The sequence below is a fragment of the Acinetobacter populi genome (assembly GCF_002174125.1).
Taxonomy (GTDB): Bacteria; Pseudomonadota; Gammaproteobacteria; order Pseudomonadales; family Moraxellaceae; genus Acinetobacter; species Acinetobacter populi.
In genome coordinates this window covers 1133250-1151511 of record NZ_NEXX01000001.1, presented here as the reverse complement: position 1 = coordinate 1151511, position 18262 = coordinate 1133250, and the positions used below count along the sequence as shown (strand labels likewise).

Sequence of the window (18262 nt, the reverse complement as noted above, 5' to 3'; positions counted from 1 at the left end):
GCCCACGCCTTTTATTGTATTGGTGGCATATGTCATTCCATCAAGTATTTTGTAAATAGAGGTAGCAAGGTTTAGACTTTTTGAACACGTTAGAACCTGACAAAACTTGACATCTAAACTTGAAAAAACTTGAAATTAAAATCAATTTCCCGTCCTATAAAAGATGTGAATATATGGAATTAATCGAGATGAATTTAGATTTGGATTTCCCTTTGTTTGATGAGGATCAATTTATGTCTGATCTTATCGAATGGAGTAAACAACTTGATAGTGAATGGCAAGTTATGATTAATGAAGTGAATAACGCACTTGCACTCCTATAAAAAGGGGCTACACGGTGTAAATAAATGGCTTGTGCAACCATAGGTTTTATAAGGTTTTCAGCACCCATTTATGTACTGTGCTTTCACATTTTCGCCATTCTTCCTTGATGTACCTTGATGAAATGGTTACAAAACCTTTGCCTATTTTGTCTTACGTAGTCTTACAAAACCAATAATCAATATCTAACCAAAGTCATTGGGCTGTATAGATTTGGAGGGTTTTTCACATGGCACAGCGTAAGACAAAAAAAGTAAAATATTTAGCAACCGTAGTGATTTCCACCATAGTTGAATTAAGCCTCTGTTTTAATTTATTAAATTGTGACTTTCTGACAAAATTTAATGCGGTATAAATAAATGATTTGGTGCATGTACTATTTGTTCAAGTATCACTAAAACCGTGATGGTAGCTTTTCGTCAAAAATGACGTAAAGGTCTGCATGGTGATTATGGCCATGCAGGAATAGCGGTTTTGTTTTACGTAGCTATACGGATTGAAAAATATAAAAAGGCTATAACCATTGCAGCTATTGGCATATATCAATATTTTAAAGAAATAGCGGTAAAACAAAATAAATTTACTTGGATGTACTTGGATAGATTGGTTACAAAACTATTTCTTCCTTGATGTACCTTGATAAATATAGATTACAGCAAAACTATAAAAACTATTGCTGCATATACGTTTGGCAATGGTTTTATACCTAATTTAAAGTAAGGGCTGTCAAGGTAAATAAAGCCCCAATCAATGAGAGGGGCTGTTAGTAAATGTTAGTATTGGTACTAGAGAAAACTAGATTTCAACTCGCTAAATATGCCCGGCTGGGTGCATGGATATATTCGTAAATCGTATGGTAGTCATCATCATTGGCATACTCGGCAATGCTCATGATGTACTGGTCATTCCAGTAATAACGAAAGTGTCTGCTATTGATGAGTAGGTTCTCAATGGTTTGGACTTCGCACGGATTTAGCCCAATAACATCCGCTATAGATTGTCGCCATTCCTGCACGCTGACATGAGCATCAGACAATGGTTGTCTGTTGTATCTACATTGCTGCTGTTTTTGTTCCAGTAGCCAAAAATAACCATGGTAGGCACGTTGTAAAGCTGCATCAAAAAATGATTGCTCCAGATATTTAAGCAAGGCTGTTTTATTAGCCCTCAATTGCTCGATCAATTCAGGTGGTAGATGCTGACCATTGGTTACTTTAATTTGCTGGTCATCCATCCGCTTTAATCGTGCGCCATATTGCTGTGCCATTTCGATAAGTTGTTTTGGATCGTTCATAATGCAAATTCTCCTTGCGGATTATCAGTATCATCATTGGTCTTTAACTTACTTTTTGCTGGGGTGGGGGATTTAGAAGTGGTAACAGCGGTAACACTGGTAACAGGCTTGTCCTGTATAGCTTCCACATTGTTACCGCTTTGATTTGGTAACTGGTAACAGTCATTAAAGCGGTAACAGTCACTTTCTGCATTTGTTACCGCTTTTTCACTTGTTACCACTTTAGTTTTATTAGTGGTAACATTCTCAAAGCCTTGTGTAGCAAGGTTGTTACCGCTGTTACCAGTGTTACCACTTTTATTTTGATCATCTGCATCAATAGAGAATTTGGCTATTTCACTATCAATAAAAATCATCATTCGTTCCAAGCCTTGATTCGGTAATCGAACGACCTTTGATAGTCGCTTATCATCACAATCAAGCCAATCATGCGCCTTTAATACTTTGGCCACCCGTTTATGATCAAAACCTTTGCAGATTTCCGATTTAAACAGTTCTGGATAGACAAGGTACTTTTTACCGTCCTTATCCTGTTTCCAGTAACCAACACGATTATGGATGCGTGGGGTAATATCATCGCCTGCTGCATTGCGTAGAATGTTCTGCTCGATGTGTTCAAAGCGACTACTGCCGTGCATGGCAAAAAATGCCTTAACGTGTGCCAGTATTTCCCGATCTTCATAATCGCCCACCTGTTCAAAGCTACTTAGCCAATGATTAAATACCGCCTGCACTGCATTAAAGGCTGTACCTCGGTGCCATGTGGTAATGCCTGCTTGTGTAGCCATTTCACCCGCTGCTGCCACCAGTGCAAAGTAATTGGCCACTCGCACGATATGCCCTTGAGTATGGTTTGCGGTTAATGCCTTACTGTATTGATCAATCAAGGCCTTGGCGTGGGCTGTATTGCTATCTTTGTCCTGTGTCAGGTAGTCAAGCCATGCTTTGCCTGCTGTGCCGTAAAATCGCTTTATATCGCTATTAAGCAATATGGCTTGTTTGGCAGCATCATCAGCAAAATTAATACTGTCAAAAATACCGTATTCTGATTGATCTATATCAATATTGATTAAACGGATTTCCTGCCCCAGTTTGGATTTTTGCCCGGCTTCGCCCATCAGTTCGGATAAGGTCTTTTCCCCACTGGAGAGGAAAACTAAACGCCATCGGCTGGTATCCCTTAAATTGAGAGATTTGCTCATACGGCCTTTACCACTGCCATTGATCAGCATATAGATGATATTGCCTAGTTCTTTGGCATTAGGGACTTCGCCTATCTCGTCCAGTACCAGTAAACCATCATTGTGCATAAAGGCAGTTTGTTCCAGTGCATTGCTGGTATTACGCCATGTGTGGTGATAGCTTTCTGGATTGCCCCATACGGTACAGGCCAGAAACACGGCGGTACTTTTGCCTTTACTGGATTTACCCTTAAAGTGAAAGCCTGTACCTTGCTGATTTAAAGGTTCAAGTAGTTGCCCGGCAAAGGCAGTGCATAATGCCAGTACAAGGAAATTATGCTGTTCTGCACGTTTAGCAATACATCGTTGCCAGTCCTGCAATGTCCCTTGTGTCAGATACTTATTGATTGCACTGTTATTAGACTGATAAACCACGATTTCATGATTAGCATTCTGTCCGATGACTTCGCACGGTAATACATACTGATTACCATGCCAGCCAACACGATCTACACATAAGGCAAATTGATCAATCGGGTAGCTTGCAAGGTAGGTCTGGAATAACGTGCGTTCAAAACCACTTACGGCAATGGTAACGCCTTGATCTGCCAATGCCTTGCGTAGCTCTGCGCCGTCAGTTTGGAAATGCTGCATAGAAATCGCCCAAGTATGGGGAATGCCTGCATCATCATTCCATTGTAATAATCGTCCCCAACCGTTTGAGCTATCGTCCCGGGTCTTTGCCAATACCAGCACGGGGCTGGAGATAAACGTGGTTCGTTCATCACCACCCTTATTCTTTTTGGTGTACCACACGCCAGTAGGTAATATCTCAAACGTGCCGTTATCAAATTGCATGGGTTCGGCTAAATGCCCTTTGGGAATCGCATTATTTGCATGGTGTGGGCTTGATTCTGTCTTGGACTGTGATACTGTATAAGGCACGGTTTCAAGGGCTTGTATATCATCTGGTGTGGTATGCAAGCCTTTCTCGTTTTTAGCCTGTACCCAGTCCATCACATCACCTTTTACAGGCAGTTCCAGATTATCCAGTACCACATGACGCACGCTACAACCGATCTTCAATAACAGGTCAGCAATGTCCTCAAGGAATTTTTGCCCGGGGACATCATTATCCGGCCATACCACAATAGGGTAGTGTTTTAATGGTTCTAAATGCGCTGTACTGGCATTTTTACTGCCTCCGCATGTTGTCGCATATAAACCCAAGCTGTTGAGATAATCGGCTTTCTGTTCACCCTCTACGATATAAATCACATCATCATGGGTAGCATTTGAAATGCGACCAAGTGCATACAATGGTTTTTTACCTTTGCCTTGTGGGTACAAGGCTCTGTAGTCAGGTTCGCCATACCTAAAACCATGCTCACCACTGGAAAATGCCCGGATAAACTTATCACCTGTGCTGTAATCCTTTGCCCGGACTTTCCAGTAGATCGGCTGGCCTTGTTCATCGCTATAAGCAAAGGTTGATTCATAAATATAGCCTTTGCCTGTCTTTTGGTTCTCGTTATCAACCCAACCCCGGGCAAATTGATCGGCCTGCTGCTGTATATCATCAAGCCCAGTAAACATATCGACTTTACTATTCATTTATGATTCCTCCCATGCCCCAAGCTGCTTACAGGCTTCTACAAAACCAATGCCTTTTAACTGCATATGAAAGGCGATAATGTCACCGCCTTTGGCTTCACAAGCAAAGCATTTAAAACAACCCTTTTGGGTGTTTATGCTTAGGCTAGGGGCTTTATCATCATGGAATGGACACACGACTTTAATCCATAGCGTGCGCCCTTTGGGTTCAATGCCTTGGGCTATCAAATACTCTCGCACGTCTGGCAATAGGGCTTTATTTAAGCCCTTGCCATTGTTTAAGTGGGGAGGTCTAGGGGTGCTGTATTTCATTGGCTGCCCCTTGTAGTTTTTGTAATCGTGCTTGATGTTGTTGCACCCATTTTGTATGAGGTGCATTTTTAAGATAATGAGAAGTGACCGAACCACTAATCAGTAAATAATCCCTTTTGGGGTTGGCTTGTCTTAAAGCTGCTTGATGTGCCGATGCTTCCTCAAGGGTATAAAAATACTCGCTTTCTGTTGATGGGTGATAGCCAATAGGGGAGCTGTCATCCGCCGTAACAACGGCAAAATAATGGCAATAGCCCTTATTTAACATGGCTGCATTGAGCCATGCCTCTGCTTCTGCCAACATTGCTTTAGCTGAATATTCTTGGTCAGTGTTATGATTAATTGTTGTCATGACTTAACCCTCCACATCATCTTTAAATGCCATAGGGAGTAGCTTCTCAATCATTTCTAATTTGGTTTGAATTTCAAAAATAAGCTCGGCAACGATCTTGTGATTAATATTTAAAGTTTCACCATCATCAAAACAATTCCATGAAGCAATAGAGATGTTTTTAGCACTGGTCACAAGGTTATAAATAACATCCTGTGCATTAAGATGATTGGCTTCGGCATGAGGGACATAGAAGTTGCTGGTAATGGCAAGCTCTGGATTGTATGGTTTAGGGTTTTGATTTGACTTATCCATGACTTAGCCCTCCACCTGTGCCATTGCTACGGCTTCGGCTATATCGAGCATGTCAATTGAGCAAGATGCCTGTGCAAGTAAGCTGTCGATCAATTCCAGTTGAATGAATAACCAGTCTGTATCTGGGCTGTCTTTATCAATGCCTTGTATAACTGATCGTGCCTGATCAATAAGTTTGGCTGTGATTTCCTTACAGTCTTGTGGCGTTGCATCCTTTGGTGTATCAAAAAATGCTACGGCTGAATTGCTGCGGTAAGTAGTAACTGTCGCACGAATGGCGTGTATAGATTGGTTAGGCATGAGTATGCGCTCCTTGTAGTTTGGGAGCTTTACCAATTACGACCAAGTAATTTAGGTGGCAAAGCTGAAAAGGGTTGGTCGACTGGTCTACAAGGTTACCAGCACACGTAAACGTGTCCCTCTCCAGCTTCGCCATAACATGCGAACGCATAGAGATGATACGCACAAAAAAAGCCCGATAAGCGGACTGTGCGCCTTGTAAGTTATAGCCGACCAAGGCTAATTCACCATGTGGGTGAACGGTACTAGCATAACTTTCATTGCTGCACGATGCAACGATTAAAACTGCAATTAACCAGATAAAAATAAGTAAAATCAGGTTTTTTATAATCAAAAGTATTTCTTTATTCATGATCTACTCCCTGTGCTTTGGCCAGTGCCAGTAACTTAAATACTTCTCGTTGTGGCTGTGGCTCATGGTCGCCATTAATGCCATTGAGTAGCTTTAATAGGCTTTCATGGTGTAGGGTGATGTGTGCATGACTGGGCTGTGTACGCTCGATGTCGATAGCGGTGTACATTGCTGTATCTAAATCCTTGCAAGCATCTAAACGATGGATGATGTAAGACTCATTGTTGATAACAATATCGGTATATTCATCTTGATCTGTGCATGGGCGTAGCTCGGCTACCACATAGTTGTATTGTTCGGTCATGTTAAATACTCCCAAACAATGCGGATAAATCCACGTTATAAACGTCTTTCCATGCCTGTGCCGGGTAAGACTTCACTGTACCGTAAAGGTCATCATGTACTTTTAAGGGTTCTACATCGTACGATTTACACCATGCTCGTAATGGTCGCCACTGGTAGGATTTATCAGTCATGTTTTCAACTGATCGGATAGTGGCATTACTGCGACTTTGCCCGATCTGGTCTTTTAATCGTTGATTCTCTCGCACGGCATGGCTTGCCGTTGCCATTGCGGTTGCAGTCTTTTTATCACCTATATGGGCTTTGGTTTTTACAGCAATATCACGTTCAAATTGCACTTGTTGCAGTTGCTCATGGGTATCTGCCAAAGCACGTAATGCACTGGGTAAATCTTCTGGTAATAATGGTTTAGGTTGCAGTTTGCTTTCCAATTCATGCAATCGCTGTATTACCTGATAACGTAACTTGATGCTGTAACCTGTAATCAAGGTTTCCACTAGGTCTTTAGGTAGGGCATATTCCACTTGTGGGCGGTTCATACTATCCAGATAGATACGCTCAAAATTGAGCATATCTAATCTGAGTTCATTGAACATGGTTTCACAGTCACGTTTCACGTTTTTATGTTCTTTGTCTGTCAGGTCTGCAATTTCACGGCTAGACATGGTTGGCATTGGTTTTAATAATTGGTTCATGGCATAGCCCTCACTGCACACGGTTGATATTAATATCTGAATTAATCAGAACGCCGTCATTGGATAGTCCGACCTGTTGGCGGTTGTGTAGCATGGATAGTAGTTTTTGCTCTGCTTCTTCAAAACTAATACCAAAGTGCCGGGCAATATCTCTTAGGTCATACATGGGTTGGCCATCATCGGTATAGGCACTGACGGGTGGCAATAGATTCATTTCCTTGGCCTTTGCATTCATCTCTGCTTTGATGTGGTCAGGTGTGTAATGCAGCGTTAAAAGGAATGCCTGCTCTGTAATTGGGTGGTCATTTCCATACTGTGCAAGCATTGCCTTGTAATGATCAAAGGCCTTAAAAAACTCAGGGTTTACATGTTCAATCATTGTGTAACCCCTCAAAACCAAGTTGAATATTTACCTTGCATGTTTGAATGCGTACAGCGTTTTGGTGCTTTTCATATTTACGGCGGTGCATACCATGACTATGAAATGTACCTTTATCCTTAGATAGCTTTTCTTGCATACACAAGCGGTTTAATTCTTCATAGGCTGCTTGGCGTGCGTTGTAGGTACCTGTTTTTCTGATTGAGGGTAGTACTTCTGCAAATACCCAGTTCTGGAAATTCAAGGCTTCCGGTTTGTTGGATCGAAATATGATTCGATAGAGGTTAGGCTCATCAACAAAAATTAATTTCTGTTTACCGCCATTTGTCGAAACAATTATTGTATGTACGCCCGATGGGTCTAACGCACCGTGTCGTTTAGGGGTTTCGTTTTTAACATACCCCCTTTGAACTTGTAATAAATCGGACGATCTGGAGATATTTAAAACCTTACAAACATCAGCCAGACAAAATAACGGCTCATTGTTGCAATCAAATGCAATACGCACGGCATTGGATTTAAAATCGAAATAGGTCACTTGATTCATGCATCCACTCCTTTTAATTCGTACCGGGCATGGACCCCTTTACTACCTTGATTGGGTTCATCATGCGTTACGATGTCATGGCCGATGCTGCGTAAACGATTAATCACACTGCTTAGGCGGTAGCATTTATACAGATCGATTGCCTCTGCCTGTGAGAGAGTGCTGCCCTGTTTGAGATGGGCTAAGATTTGTTGCTGGTGGGTGGTATTCATACATGCACCGCCTTAATCTGATTGATCAGATTGGCTAAATGATTAAATGCCTGCTGCTCCCCATGAATGAGGTTAAGTACGCTGTACACGCTGACATGCTCATTCTTAAGGCGATATGGACGGATATACTCGGCAATAGCTGCAATGCGCTTGCGTACCAGTTCGGTATATTCCATTAGTTCGCTATATGCGCTGTCTTTACCAGTAGATGCTTCAAAAGCAAGGTCTAAATGCTCATACGCACGTACCAGTGACTTATTGATTTCACCTAATGCGTTATGGTCTGGAATGGTGACAAGGTCACGGCTATAAACTTCCTGTTGCAACTGTTTAAGCCGATCTGCTGAATGATCGATCAGGCTTCTGGCATTGGATAGATTCATGGTTATGCCTCCAGTCCTTTAGACTGCATCCATGCCTGTACTTCTGACAGTTTCCAGACTGTGATATTGCCTAGCTTGATTGGTGCCGGAAATTCACCTTGTTTGACCCATTGCCATATTGTTTTATCAGATACGCCGATCATGCCTTTGCTGGCTTGTCGTGCGCCTATACGCTTTACTGTGCCTTTGAGTTTGCCATCTTTATATGTGTAGGTACGTTCAGGACGTTTAGGAAAATTGGCAAGGTCTTTGATTCGCAAGAATTGATCTTGATTTAATAATGTCATGTATTCACCTATCATTGATTGCCATTGCTAGAAGTTGCTAGGCTGATAGATGAAGTATGTTTTTGTTTTTTATAATGTAATAGATAAAAAGTTCTACTTAATCCCCATTAAGTAGAACTTTCCGTTGTTTTTTTAATCATTTGTTCCTAATGGTCTGCCTGCTTGTTTTGCATATACCGGGGCTACTAGTTTTAACCATTCTTTTACTGATTCAATACTTGGTAGTTGGGTATGGTGTTCAGTGTTTTGTAGTTCACTGTGTACCATTCTTGCCATCTCAAGGATTTTGGTATTTTGATCTGTATCTTTACTCCACAAGTATTGCGCTAGAGTTCTGGCTGCTAATTTTGCGTTACTCTTGGCTATACTAACCCCACGCCGTTCTACGTCACTTGTTTGCTGATAATTTTCATCATGTGTCACTTTATTTCTCCATCTACTGTTTAATTCTCCATTTAGTATTTTTTCTAATTGAATATGCGTAATTAACACATCTTTAGTTTGTATATATGGGTAATAGCTATAACATTCTTCATTTTGATCTTCATCATCATAAGAAAATGGCTTTGCTATTGGTCTTAAATAATTATAGTCTGTTAGTCCTGTAGCCATTGGATAAATTGCAAGTATTTCAATATCATTAATTTGTTCATTAGATAGCCTTGATACTGAATTAAAATAATGATTCGATAAAATATTAGATATAGTATTAAATCCATCATCACAAAATAGGTCAGAAATTCTTAAAAAACCATCAAACCCCCTGCTATCACAATCTGGGTTAAAGTTATGTTTACCAATTGCATTTATATTTTCAAGAGCAAAATCATCTAGTCTCAGTAATGTAGCAGAATGATTTATAGAATTTTCAATAATGTTCTCAATATCCAATACAATTTCTCTGTAGATCTGTTTATTCTCATCTTCTTCATGGGTTAGTTTAATTGGTACATGGCAATCGCAACTGATAGACCACTGCCCAAAAAACATAACATATAAATTTAGCTCATAAATCAATGCCATAGATACAATGGTTTTACTATTATAAGCATCAGTATTAAATTTTTTATTTAATATTTTCGCAGCTTGTTTTAGTGTGTAGTACGGAATTGGATTTTGTTTCATACATGCCTCCCACAGCATACCCAATCAAAAATAGTTAAGCCAATGCGATGGGGTACGCACGTTCGGGGATCAGCCTAGGCTTAACGATTTAATCTTAATCGATTTATGGGGTAATGGCTAGTCGTGGCATGTATTAGCGTGGCGTAAGTTGTCGTGCTATTTACGCACGTTTATTTTTAGGGAATGGGATAACATCCTGTTTTAGATCATTCAAATAATCCGCCCAGTGCTGCATCATCTCCCTACGCTGTTTTAAAAACTTGGTACGGTTATAGGCTGTGCCTAAACTATCTGGTACGGCATGGGCTAACTGGTGTTCGATAACATCACGCTCATAGCCTAATTGCTCATGCAATATGGTTCTGGCCATGGCACGAAAGCCATGCCCGGTAATCTCATCTTTTGTACTAAATCCCATACGTCTAAGGGCTGCATTGATTGCTGCATCACTCATGGGGTGTTTTGGGTCACGTCCACCAATAAATACATGTTCGTATTGTCCTGTAAGCTGCTGCAAGTCTTTTAGGATGGCTATAGCTTGGGTAGACAAGGGGACAATATGATTTTGCTTGGTCTTGGTGATAAAGTATCGCCATTCTGCTGCATCTAAATCTATATCACTCCACCTGGCCGTGCGTAGTTCACCAATCCGTACAAAAAATAGTGGTGCAAGTTGTAGGGCACATTTCACTACAAAAGAACCTGTAAACCCATCAATTGCCCTAAGCAATCCGCCAACCTGTGCTGGTTCGGTTAATGCTGCAAAATGGTTTTGCTTGATTGGGAGTAATAACCCGGTTAATGCTTGGCTGGGGTCGTGTTTATTTTTGCCCAGTGCCATGCCATAACGAAAGATTGCCCCACATTCCTGTAACGCACGTTTGGCCGTATCAGGTGAACGTCCTTCAATACGCTTAATGACCGCCAATAGGTCAGGGGCCTCAATGGTGCTAATCTCCATATCACCAATATATGGAAATATGTCCTTCTCCAACCGGGTACGGATTTTTTTAACGGTACTGACTGCCCATGTTTCGGCTTTTTTGCTGTGCCATTCCAGTGCCACATATCTAAAGCTATTTTCACCGTCTAACTGGATCCGGTTGTTTTTCTTGGCTTGGTTCGGATCAATACCATTATTTAGTATTTTTCGGGCTTCTGTGGCTTTAATGCGTGCATCTGCCAGTGATACATCCGGATAACTACCCAGTGTTAAAGAACGCTGCTTATTCTGAAAACGATAGGCATATATCCAGGTCATCCGACCAGTGGGGAAAACATGCAATTGCAGCCCGTTGGTATCGCTGTATTTACTGGGCGTTTTTTTGTTGGTATCAGGCTTGATCTTTCTTATCTTCGCATCAGTCAACATAAGGCTTTGCCCTCAATTTGTTGGTATAAATCTGTTGGTATCATTTCATACCAACAAAAATACCAACAATATACCAACGATTGCAAGGGGTAGATAGTCGTGGATAAGGCAACAAAAAAGGCTTAAATCCTTTAGATTCAAGCCTTATATCGGTGCTATTCATTGCATGTTTTTGCGATTTGGTGGAGTCAAGCGGGATCGAACCGCTGACCTCTACAATGCCATTGTAGCGCTCTACCAACTGAGCTATGACCCCATTTTCAGCAATCAATTTAAATTGCCTCGCCATCTTATGCAGATGACGAGACGATGTCAATTCAGTCTAATTATTCCGCATGATCAACTGATTCATTTTTAGGCAATTTTAATTGCTCATTGAATTTTTGCCAGGATTTTTCTTCTTTTTTGCTGGGGGTGCCAACAATTTCCAGCGCATGACGTAAACGGGCAAAGGTTAAATCAGGACCAATGGTGACCATGGATTGCATCACTGGTGTTGAACTGGTTGAACCTGCAATGGCAATAAAGAAAGTCGGCATAAAATCACGCAGTTTAATTTCCATCTGACTGGCTAGATCCATCAGGGTTTGACTCACTGTGTCATTATTCCAGGTAAATAAACTTTCCAGACGCCAGATGGCAAATTGCAGGCTCTGACGCACTTGTTCTTGTGAGAGTTTTTTACTTTCAAATTGTTCTGCGGTAATGCTTGGCATATGGTTGAAATAAAACCCAGCCCAATTCACCGCTTCTGATAATAAGTTAATACGAGGTTGAATCGCTGCGGCAATTTCTTCAAGTTTATCGCGATTACCTTGCCAAGATAAAATCGTATCGAGTAATTGTCCCGGTGTCATGGCTTTTAAATATTGTCCATTTAACCAGTGTAATTTATCAATATCAAAAATGGGTCCACCTAAAGATACCCGTTGGATGTCGAAGTTTTCGATCATTTCGGCCAGACTAAATTTTTCACGCTCATCCGGCATAGACCAGCCCATTCGACCAAGGTAATTTAGCAAGGCAGCAGGTAACACACCAATGTCACGATAGTAGTTAATCGAAGTTGGGTTTTTGCGTTTGGAGAGTTTGGATTTGTCCGGATTACGCAATAAAGGCATATGACCTAGCACCGGCATGTCCCAACCAAAATATTGATAAAGTAATTGATGCTTCGGTGCAGAAGGTAACCACTCCTCACCACGGAACACGTGGGTAATTTGCATCAAATGGTCATCTACCACATTGGCAAGGTGATAAGTCGGTAAGCCATCGGTTTTTAATAACACCTGCATATCAACTTGAGCCCATGGAATCTCAACTTCGCCACGGAGTAAGTCGTTGACAGTACAAATACCTTGTTCAGGTACCTTCATTCGAATGACATGTGGTTCACCTGCAGCCAGACGGCGTTCGACTTCTTCTTGTGATAATTTTAAACCACGGCCATCATATTTTGGTGTTTCACCACGTGCTTGTTGTTCTGCACGCATTTGATCTAGTTCTTCAGGTGTCGCAAAACAGTAGAAAGCATGACCTTTTTCCACCAGTTCCAGCGCATATTGCTTATAGATGCCCATACGCTCAGACTGGCGATAAGGTGCATGTGGACCACCAATATCCGGACCTTCAACCCAGTTGAGTCCCAGCCAACGTAGGGAATCCAGAATCATTTTTTCAGATTCAGGTGTTGAACGCAGTTGGTCAGTATCTTCGATACGTAAGATAAATTCTCCACCATGTTGTTTGGCAAAACATAAGTTGAATAAAGCAATATAGGCTGTACCAACATGCGGGAAACCTGTTGGAGAAGGTGCAATACGAGTACGGACGGTCATAATTAGAAATCTAAAAATTTGATGATAAAGGACATTATAGCGAAAAACCCAGCATCACTACAGACTAGTTACGTAGGATTGACTAAGTTAAAAGGGGCGTTTTCAAGAATAGAATGGCAAAATAAAATAGAGATTTAAAAATGACAAAAGCGCGATGGATTAAAGAGCCTGAATGTATACCTTTTAGCAAGAGGTTTGCGTGATTGAAAATAGCTGAATAAGCTCAACATATTTGCATGTTGAGCAAAAAATGCATGATGCGACTAACCACCAAACAAGCGTTTAAATAATGAACTGATGGTTTTGTTTTGGACGGTGAATGGATTTGGTGAGTAATTATTTAATCGAGCCAAAGCACGACTTTCTTCAGTTGAAACAGCCGTTGTCTGTTGTTGCCCATTTTCTTTCAGCAATTGATCTAATACCGACTGATTGGGGGTAAAAACTGGTTTATCCACAGGTTTTAATGACGTTGCAGCAACATTTTTGATAATTGACACATCTTTTTTATCTTTGATTTGTGTCTGTAGCTGGGCGGCATCACTGACCGATGCAACACCGAAACTTAAGCTGATGATGAGCATGATCGACTTGTATCGCATGATTGCCGTCCTCGTAATATTCTGGAATAGCGTAAAATTTAAACTAAAAATAAATGATTATCATTAATAAGTTGCTGCAATTTATTTCAATTTGCAACTAACCTATGTCATTTTGTTAACTCTATCACGTTTTATGTTAAAGTATCAAGATAGGTGCTTTATAATGCATTGTTAATTGTTTATCACATAATAATATTTCTAAAATTTTGTTTTGAAAATTATAGTGCCAAAATCATATCTAATGTTGTGAAACAGCAATGAAAATAAATTTAAATAAATTGGTTAAGTTTGGGGCGGTATTAGCGATCAGTCTGTCAACATCCCACGTATTGGCAAAAGATTTTCTAAATGTATCGTATGATCCGACACGGGAATTTTATCAGGAATTCAACAAAGAGTTTGGTACATTCTGGCAAAAACGCACGGGACAGAAAGTGGATTTTAAACAATCTCATGGCGGTTCAGGCAAACAGGCTCGAGCGGTTGTTGATGGTTTACAGGCCGATGTTGTGACTTTGGCATTGGCCAATGATATTGAAGAGATCGTCAATGTTGGTTTAATCCAGCCAGGATGGCAAAAAGAGTTTCCAAACAACTCTGCGCCTTACACCTCAACTATTGTTTTTCTAGTGCGTAAAGGCAATCCTAAAAATATTAAAGATTGGAATGACCTCACCAAAGATGGTGTGGAAATTATCACGCCAAATCCAAAAACAGGTGGTGCACCACGCTGGATTTACTTATCTGCTTGGGGTTATGCATTGAAACAGCCGGGCGGGAATGATGCCAAAGCACGCGAATTGGTAAAACAAATTTATCATAATGTTAAAGTGCTGGATTCGGGCGCCCGTGGATCGTTAACCACATTTGCAGAGCGTGGCATTGGTGATGTTTTATTGTCATGGGAAAATGAAGCCTTGCTTGCTACACAGGGGCCGGATAAAGATAAATATCAGATTATTTATCCTTCAATTTCAATTCTGGCTGAACCATCTGTGGCAATCGTAGATAAGGTCGTGGATAAAAATGGTAATCGTAATCTGGCGACAGGCTACCTGAATTATCTCTATTCACCAAAAGGACAGGAATTGGCAGCAAAATATAATTTCCGTCCACGCAATGCTGCTGCAGCGAAAAAATATGCCAGCAAGTTCCCGAAAATTCAGACATTCACCATTGATCAAGTGTTTGGTGGTTGGGCGAAGGCACAGCAAACCCATTTTGTAAATGGCGCTATTTTTGACCAGATTTATGCTGATCGTAAGTAAAAAAATCGGCGTCATCTCTAAATGATTTAGAGATGACGTTTTTTCTGTAATTGATTATTTATTTAGTGTTCATGTTCAAGGAATTTAGGTTTCTTCGGTAAACTTAAACTACATAAAAAACAGATAATAAGCATTACAATAACGTAAATAAAGAAGTCGTTTTCAATACCCATCTCCTTGAATTTTAACGCCACTGCTGGTGCTGAACCACCGAATAAGGCATTTCCTACTGCATAGGAAAAGCCAACGCCCAAAGCACGTACATGTGGAGGGAACATTTCTGCTTTCACCAAGCCACTAATTGAAGTGTAGAAGCTAAGAATCAACATCAAGAAAATTAAGAGCAAGGTAATGATGACAGGGCTGTGTGCAAAGCTACTCATCCCAATGACCATCACTGGATAAATAAAAATAGCCATCAAACCTGCAAATAGCATCATGGCAGTTCTTCGACCCACTCTATCGGCGAAATAACCGAAAAATGGCTGTGCAATCATATAAACAAACAAGGCACAGGTCATCATGATTCCTGTCGTTTGCCCATCCATTCCCAGTGTTTTGGTGAAATAAGTTTTGGAATAAACGGTAATGATATAAAAAGTCAGGGAACCTGCTGCTGTATAACCTACGACCAATAAAAATGATTTCCAGTGATCACGAAATAATGCGCGCATGGTGCCGGAGTCTTCACTTTTAGTTTCATCTTGAACGAGTGTTTCTTCCAATTTACGACGGGTCAGAAGAGAAATAATTGCTGTAACGCCACCGATCACGAAAGGAATACGCCAGCCACCATCCATTAATTGTTGTTCACTCATAAAGAATAAAATAATGACACTGAGTAAACTTGCCAGTAATTGTCCACCAATTAAGGTTACATATTGGAAGGAAGAAAAAAATCCGCGTTGACCTTTTAAACCAATTTCTGACATATAGGTGGCAACTGCACCATATTCGCCACCAACAGAAAGACCTTGTAGTAAACGTACAAATAAAAGTAAGAAAGGTGCAAGCATACCTACCTGAGCATAGGTTGGCAAAGCAGCAAACAGAAACGAACTCAATGCCATCAATGTGATAGAAATGACCATAGAGCGTTTACGGCCATATTTATCGGCAATGCGACCAAAGAGCCAGCTACCGATAGGTCGCATAAAGAAACTTGCTGCAAACACACCCCAGACATAAATGGCTTGTGTTGTATCATCCATATCCGGGGCCGTTAAAGCGTGTTGAAAATAAATCGCAAATACAGCGTAAATATAAAAATCAAACCACTCTACAAGGTTTCCTGAAGCTGCACCTACAATTCCAAAAATCCGTTTGCGCTTTTCTTCTGGTGTGTAGATTTGCTGCATTTTATGATTCCTAAAATATTAAGAAATGAAAGAAACATCCATCTTAACGCTTAAAAGATTTTATGAGAAGAACACGACGCTACACCTCGATCTAAGATCACATGTTAAATTAATACCTATGTTGATAAATAATTTATTATTGTTAGTTTATGATTAATAAAGTAATTTTATGGATAGTCGTGATTTAATTACTGTATCATGGAAGTTTTAATTTTTTAGATGATAAATATTTGAAAATATTTGGAATTAGATCTATACAACGGTACCAATAGAATTCAAAAATTTAGTTTAAGCATAAATTTAAAAAATCCGTTTTTGCGAGTTACTTAATTGTTAAATTGAATAATAATTTTTTGTTTAAATAAGAAAAACAAAGTGTTATTAATTTTTATTTTTGATCATTTGGTAAAATTGGTGCGGTTTTTGCTTAAATAATCTTATCTTTTATTATTTATATTTTTCTTATGAGCGTATATCTCTATCCCTGTAAGCATCAAACCGATAAAACCGTGGTGTTAAGTTCCGGACTTGGTGGACATGCACATTTTTGGCAACCACAAATTGAGGCGTTGACTGAGCATTTTCAGGTACTTTGTTATGATCAGGAGGGCGTATTTGCAGATAGTCCGCAATTGCCTGATGGTTACAGTATGCTGCATTTGGCCGAACAGCTTGCAGAAATTTTGCAGCAGAATAAATTACATGCCTGTCATTTTATTGGTCATGCACTGGGTGGCTTTATTGGGCTGGAATTGGCAAAGCATTATCCTGAATTGGTGGATAAGCTGGTATTGATTAATGCTTGGGATCAACTGGATGCACATACGCAGAAATGTTTTCAAGCCCGCACAGCATTATTGCAGCATGCAGGGATAGAAGCTTATGTCCGTGCGCAGGCATTGTTTTTATATCCGCCGGCTTGGATTTCTGCACATGCCACCTCACTACAGGCACAAGAAGACAAGATGATTGCATCTTTTGCGCCTATAGAAAATGTATTAAAACGTTTAAATGCCTTACAACAGTATCGACCTGCAATCACAGCATCAGAAATCGAAAATCAGACATTAGTGATTGTTAATCAGGATGATTTTCTGGTGCCGTGGCAACGTGGTTTTGAACTGGCCAAATTAATCAAACATGCCGAACTTGAGTTGCTGACCAGTGGTGCGCACGCCAGTACAGTGACTCAGATGGCTAGTGTAAATGACATTCTGATTAAATTTTTAAATCAAGCCTAATTATTGGAACAGGAGATAACACATGACAATTGATCAACAGAGTTTGCAGCAAGATGTACTCAAACAATTGTTTCTGGACGCACGTACCCATAATGCATGGCAGGATAGGGACGTGACAGATGCACAAATTGCGGCAATTTATGATCTGGTCAAAATGGCACCGACATCTGCCAATTGTTCACCTGCACGTTTTTTATTTGTGAAATCACCGGAAGCAAAAGCGCAGTTAAAACCTGCTTTGTCTTCTGGAAATCTGGAAAAAACCATGACTGCACCTGTTACAGTGATTGTGGCGTATGATGCAGAATTTTATGAAAAATTACCGGAACTGTTTCCACATGGCGATGCACGCTCATGGTTTACTTCCAGTGCAGAATTGGCACATGAAACTGCTTTTCGCAATAGTTCGATGCAGGCGGCTTATCTGATTCTGGCATGTCGTAGTCTGGGACTGGATACAGGTCCGATGTCTGGCTTTAATCCAAAACTGGTTGATGAAACCTTTTTTGCTGGTACAACATGGAAATCCAATTTGATCATTAATATTGGTTATGGCGTAACAGAAAAATTATTTGCCCGTTTGCCGCGTCTGAGCTTTGACGATGCTTGCAAGATTATTTAATTGTTAGGGA

The 18262-nt window shown here is 40.4% G+C and carries 23 protein-coding genes and 1 tRNA gene; 4 read left to right on the top strand and 20 right to left on the bottom strand.

All coding sequences use genetic code 11. From position 1 onward, the window contains the following. The first annotated feature begins 188 nt into the window (after window positions 1–188). Window positions 189–323, top strand: coding sequence for a hypothetical protein (locus CAP51_RS17590; protein WP_281249247.1), 135 nt, complete (start codon window positions 189–191; stop codon window positions 321–323). Window positions 324–1123: 800 nt separating this feature from the next. Here the strand turns inward: CAP51_RS17590 and CAP51_RS05380 are convergent. From CAP51_RS05380 to CAP51_RS05290, 19 genes are all read right to left on the bottom strand, one after another. Then, complete coding sequence (locus CAP51_RS05380; protein ID WP_087619689.1) at window positions 1124–1615, bottom strand: hypothetical protein; 492 nt, start codon at window positions 1613–1615, stop codon at window positions 1124–1126. Further along, window positions 1612–4410 carry a DUF927 domain-containing protein gene (locus tag CAP51_RS05375; RefSeq protein ID WP_087619688.1) on the bottom strand — a complete coding sequence of 933 codons (2799 nt, stop codon included), beginning with the start codon at window positions 4408–4410 and terminating at the stop codon, window positions 1612–1614. Before CAP51_RS05375 ends, CAP51_RS05380 begins: the two co-directional genes overlap by 4 nt. Further along, on the bottom strand, window positions 4411–4722 hold the full coding sequence (locus CAP51_RS05370; RefSeq protein WP_087619687.1) for a CHC2 zinc finger domain-containing protein: 312 nt from the start codon (window positions 4720–4722) through the stop codon (window positions 4411–4413). Further along, complete coding sequence (locus tag CAP51_RS05365) at window positions 4703–5074, bottom strand: hypothetical protein (protein ID WP_087619686.1); 372 nt, start codon at window positions 5072–5074, stop codon at window positions 4703–4705. Before CAP51_RS05365 ends, CAP51_RS05370 begins: the two co-directional genes overlap by 20 nt. 3 nt (window positions 5075–5077) lie before the next feature. Further along, on the bottom strand, window positions 5078–5368 hold the full coding sequence (locus tag CAP51_RS05360) for a hypothetical protein (RefSeq protein WP_087619685.1): 291 nt from the start codon (window positions 5366–5368) through the stop codon (window positions 5078–5080). A 3-nt stretch (window positions 5369–5371) separates the two neighbouring features. Continuing rightward, complete coding sequence (locus tag CAP51_RS05355) at window positions 5372–5668, bottom strand: hypothetical protein (protein WP_087619684.1); 297 nt, start codon at window positions 5666–5668, stop codon at window positions 5372–5374. Beyond that, window positions 5661–6020, bottom strand: a complete 360-nt coding sequence (locus tag CAP51_RS05350; RefSeq protein WP_245809074.1) for a hypothetical protein — start codon at window positions 6018–6020, stop codon at window positions 5661–5663. Before CAP51_RS05350 ends, CAP51_RS05355 begins: the two co-directional genes overlap by 8 nt. Beyond that, on the bottom strand, window positions 6013–6324 hold the full coding sequence (locus CAP51_RS05345) for a hypothetical protein (RefSeq protein ID WP_245809073.1): 312 nt from the start codon (window positions 6322–6324) through the stop codon (window positions 6013–6015). The genes CAP51_RS05350 and CAP51_RS05345 overlap by 8 nt, the downstream gene beginning before the upstream one ends. Before the next feature lies 1 nt (window position 6325). After that, window positions 6326–7018: a Rha family transcriptional regulator gene (locus CAP51_RS05340; RefSeq protein WP_087619683.1), complete on the bottom strand. Its 693-nt coding sequence runs from the start codon at window positions 7016–7018 to the stop codon at window positions 6326–6328. 10 nt (window positions 7019–7028) lie between these two features. Further along, a complete protein-coding gene (locus CAP51_RS05335) occupies window positions 7029–7397 on the bottom strand; it encodes a hypothetical protein (protein ID WP_087619682.1) in 369 nt (122 codons plus the stop codon). Next, a complete protein-coding gene (locus CAP51_RS05330) occupies window positions 7390–7944 on the bottom strand; it encodes a BRO-N domain-containing protein (protein WP_087619681.1) in 555 nt (184 codons plus the stop codon). Before CAP51_RS05330 ends, CAP51_RS05335 begins: the two co-directional genes overlap by 8 nt. Beyond that, a complete protein-coding gene (locus CAP51_RS05325) occupies window positions 7941–8156 on the bottom strand; it encodes a helix-turn-helix domain-containing protein (protein WP_087619680.1) in 216 nt (71 codons plus the stop codon). The genes CAP51_RS05330 and CAP51_RS05325 overlap by 4 nt, the downstream gene beginning before the upstream one ends. Beyond that, the gene (locus CAP51_RS05320; protein ID WP_087619679.1) at window positions 8153–8539 is read right to left on the bottom strand and encodes a hypothetical protein; all 387 of its coding nucleotides are present in this window, start codon (window positions 8537–8539) and stop codon (window positions 8153–8155) included. The genes CAP51_RS05325 and CAP51_RS05320 overlap by 4 nt, the downstream gene beginning before the upstream one ends. 2 nt (window positions 8540–8541) lie before the next feature. Then, entirely contained in the window at window positions 8542–8826 is a 285-nt protein-coding gene (locus CAP51_RS05315) for a helix-turn-helix transcriptional regulator (RefSeq protein ID WP_087619678.1), read from the bottom strand. A gap of 132 nt (window positions 8827–8958) precedes the next feature. Continuing rightward, entirely contained in the window at window positions 8959–9951 is a 993-nt protein-coding gene (locus CAP51_RS05310; RefSeq protein WP_087619677.1) for a hypothetical protein, read from the bottom strand. A gap of 160 nt (window positions 9952–10111) precedes the next feature. Next, complete coding sequence (locus tag CAP51_RS05305) at window positions 10112–11323, bottom strand: tyrosine-type recombinase/integrase (RefSeq protein ID WP_087619676.1); 1212 nt, start codon at window positions 11321–11323, stop codon at window positions 10112–10114. A gap of 180 nt (window positions 11324–11503) precedes the next feature. Continuing rightward, window positions 11504–11579: transfer RNA gene (locus CAP51_RS05300), tRNA-Ala, on the bottom strand. A gap of 70 nt (window positions 11580–11649) precedes the next feature. Beyond that, window positions 11650–13161 carry a glutamate--tRNA ligase gene (gene gltX, locus CAP51_RS05295; protein WP_087619675.1) on the bottom strand — a complete coding sequence of 504 codons (1512 nt, stop codon included), beginning with the start codon at window positions 13159–13161 and terminating at the stop codon, window positions 11650–11652. 263 nt (window positions 13162–13424) lie between these two features. Further along, complete coding sequence (locus tag CAP51_RS05290; RefSeq protein WP_140404401.1) at window positions 13425–13763, bottom strand: hypothetical protein; 339 nt, start codon at window positions 13761–13763, stop codon at window positions 13425–13427. A gap of 257 nt (window positions 13764–14020) precedes the next feature. Between CAP51_RS05290 and CAP51_RS05285 the strand changes: the two genes are divergently transcribed. Beyond that, window positions 14021–15031 carry a sulfate ABC transporter substrate-binding protein gene (locus tag CAP51_RS05285; protein WP_087619673.1) on the top strand — a complete coding sequence of 337 codons (1011 nt, stop codon included), beginning with the start codon at window positions 14021–14023 and terminating at the stop codon, window positions 15029–15031. Window positions 15032–15093: 62 nt separating this feature from the next. Here the strand turns inward: CAP51_RS05285 and CAP51_RS05280 are convergent, their stop codons facing one another. Beyond that, window positions 15094–16389, bottom strand: a complete 1296-nt coding sequence (locus tag CAP51_RS05280; RefSeq protein WP_087619672.1) for an MFS transporter — start codon at window positions 16387–16389, stop codon at window positions 15094–15096. Window positions 16390–16853: 464 nt separating this feature from the next. Here CAP51_RS05280 and rutD point away from each other — a divergent pair, with 464 nt between their 5' ends. After that, window positions 16854–17630 (top strand): pyrimidine utilization protein D, encoded by a 777-nt coding sequence (gene rutD, locus CAP51_RS05275; RefSeq protein WP_087619671.1) that lies wholly within the window; start codon window positions 16854–16856, stop codon window positions 17628–17630. A gap of 22 nt (window positions 17631–17652) precedes the next feature. Beyond that, entirely contained in the window at window positions 17653–18252 is a 600-nt protein-coding gene (locus CAP51_RS05270; RefSeq protein WP_087619670.1) for a malonic semialdehyde reductase, read from the top strand. The last annotated feature ends 10 nt before the right edge of the window (window positions 18253–18262 follow it).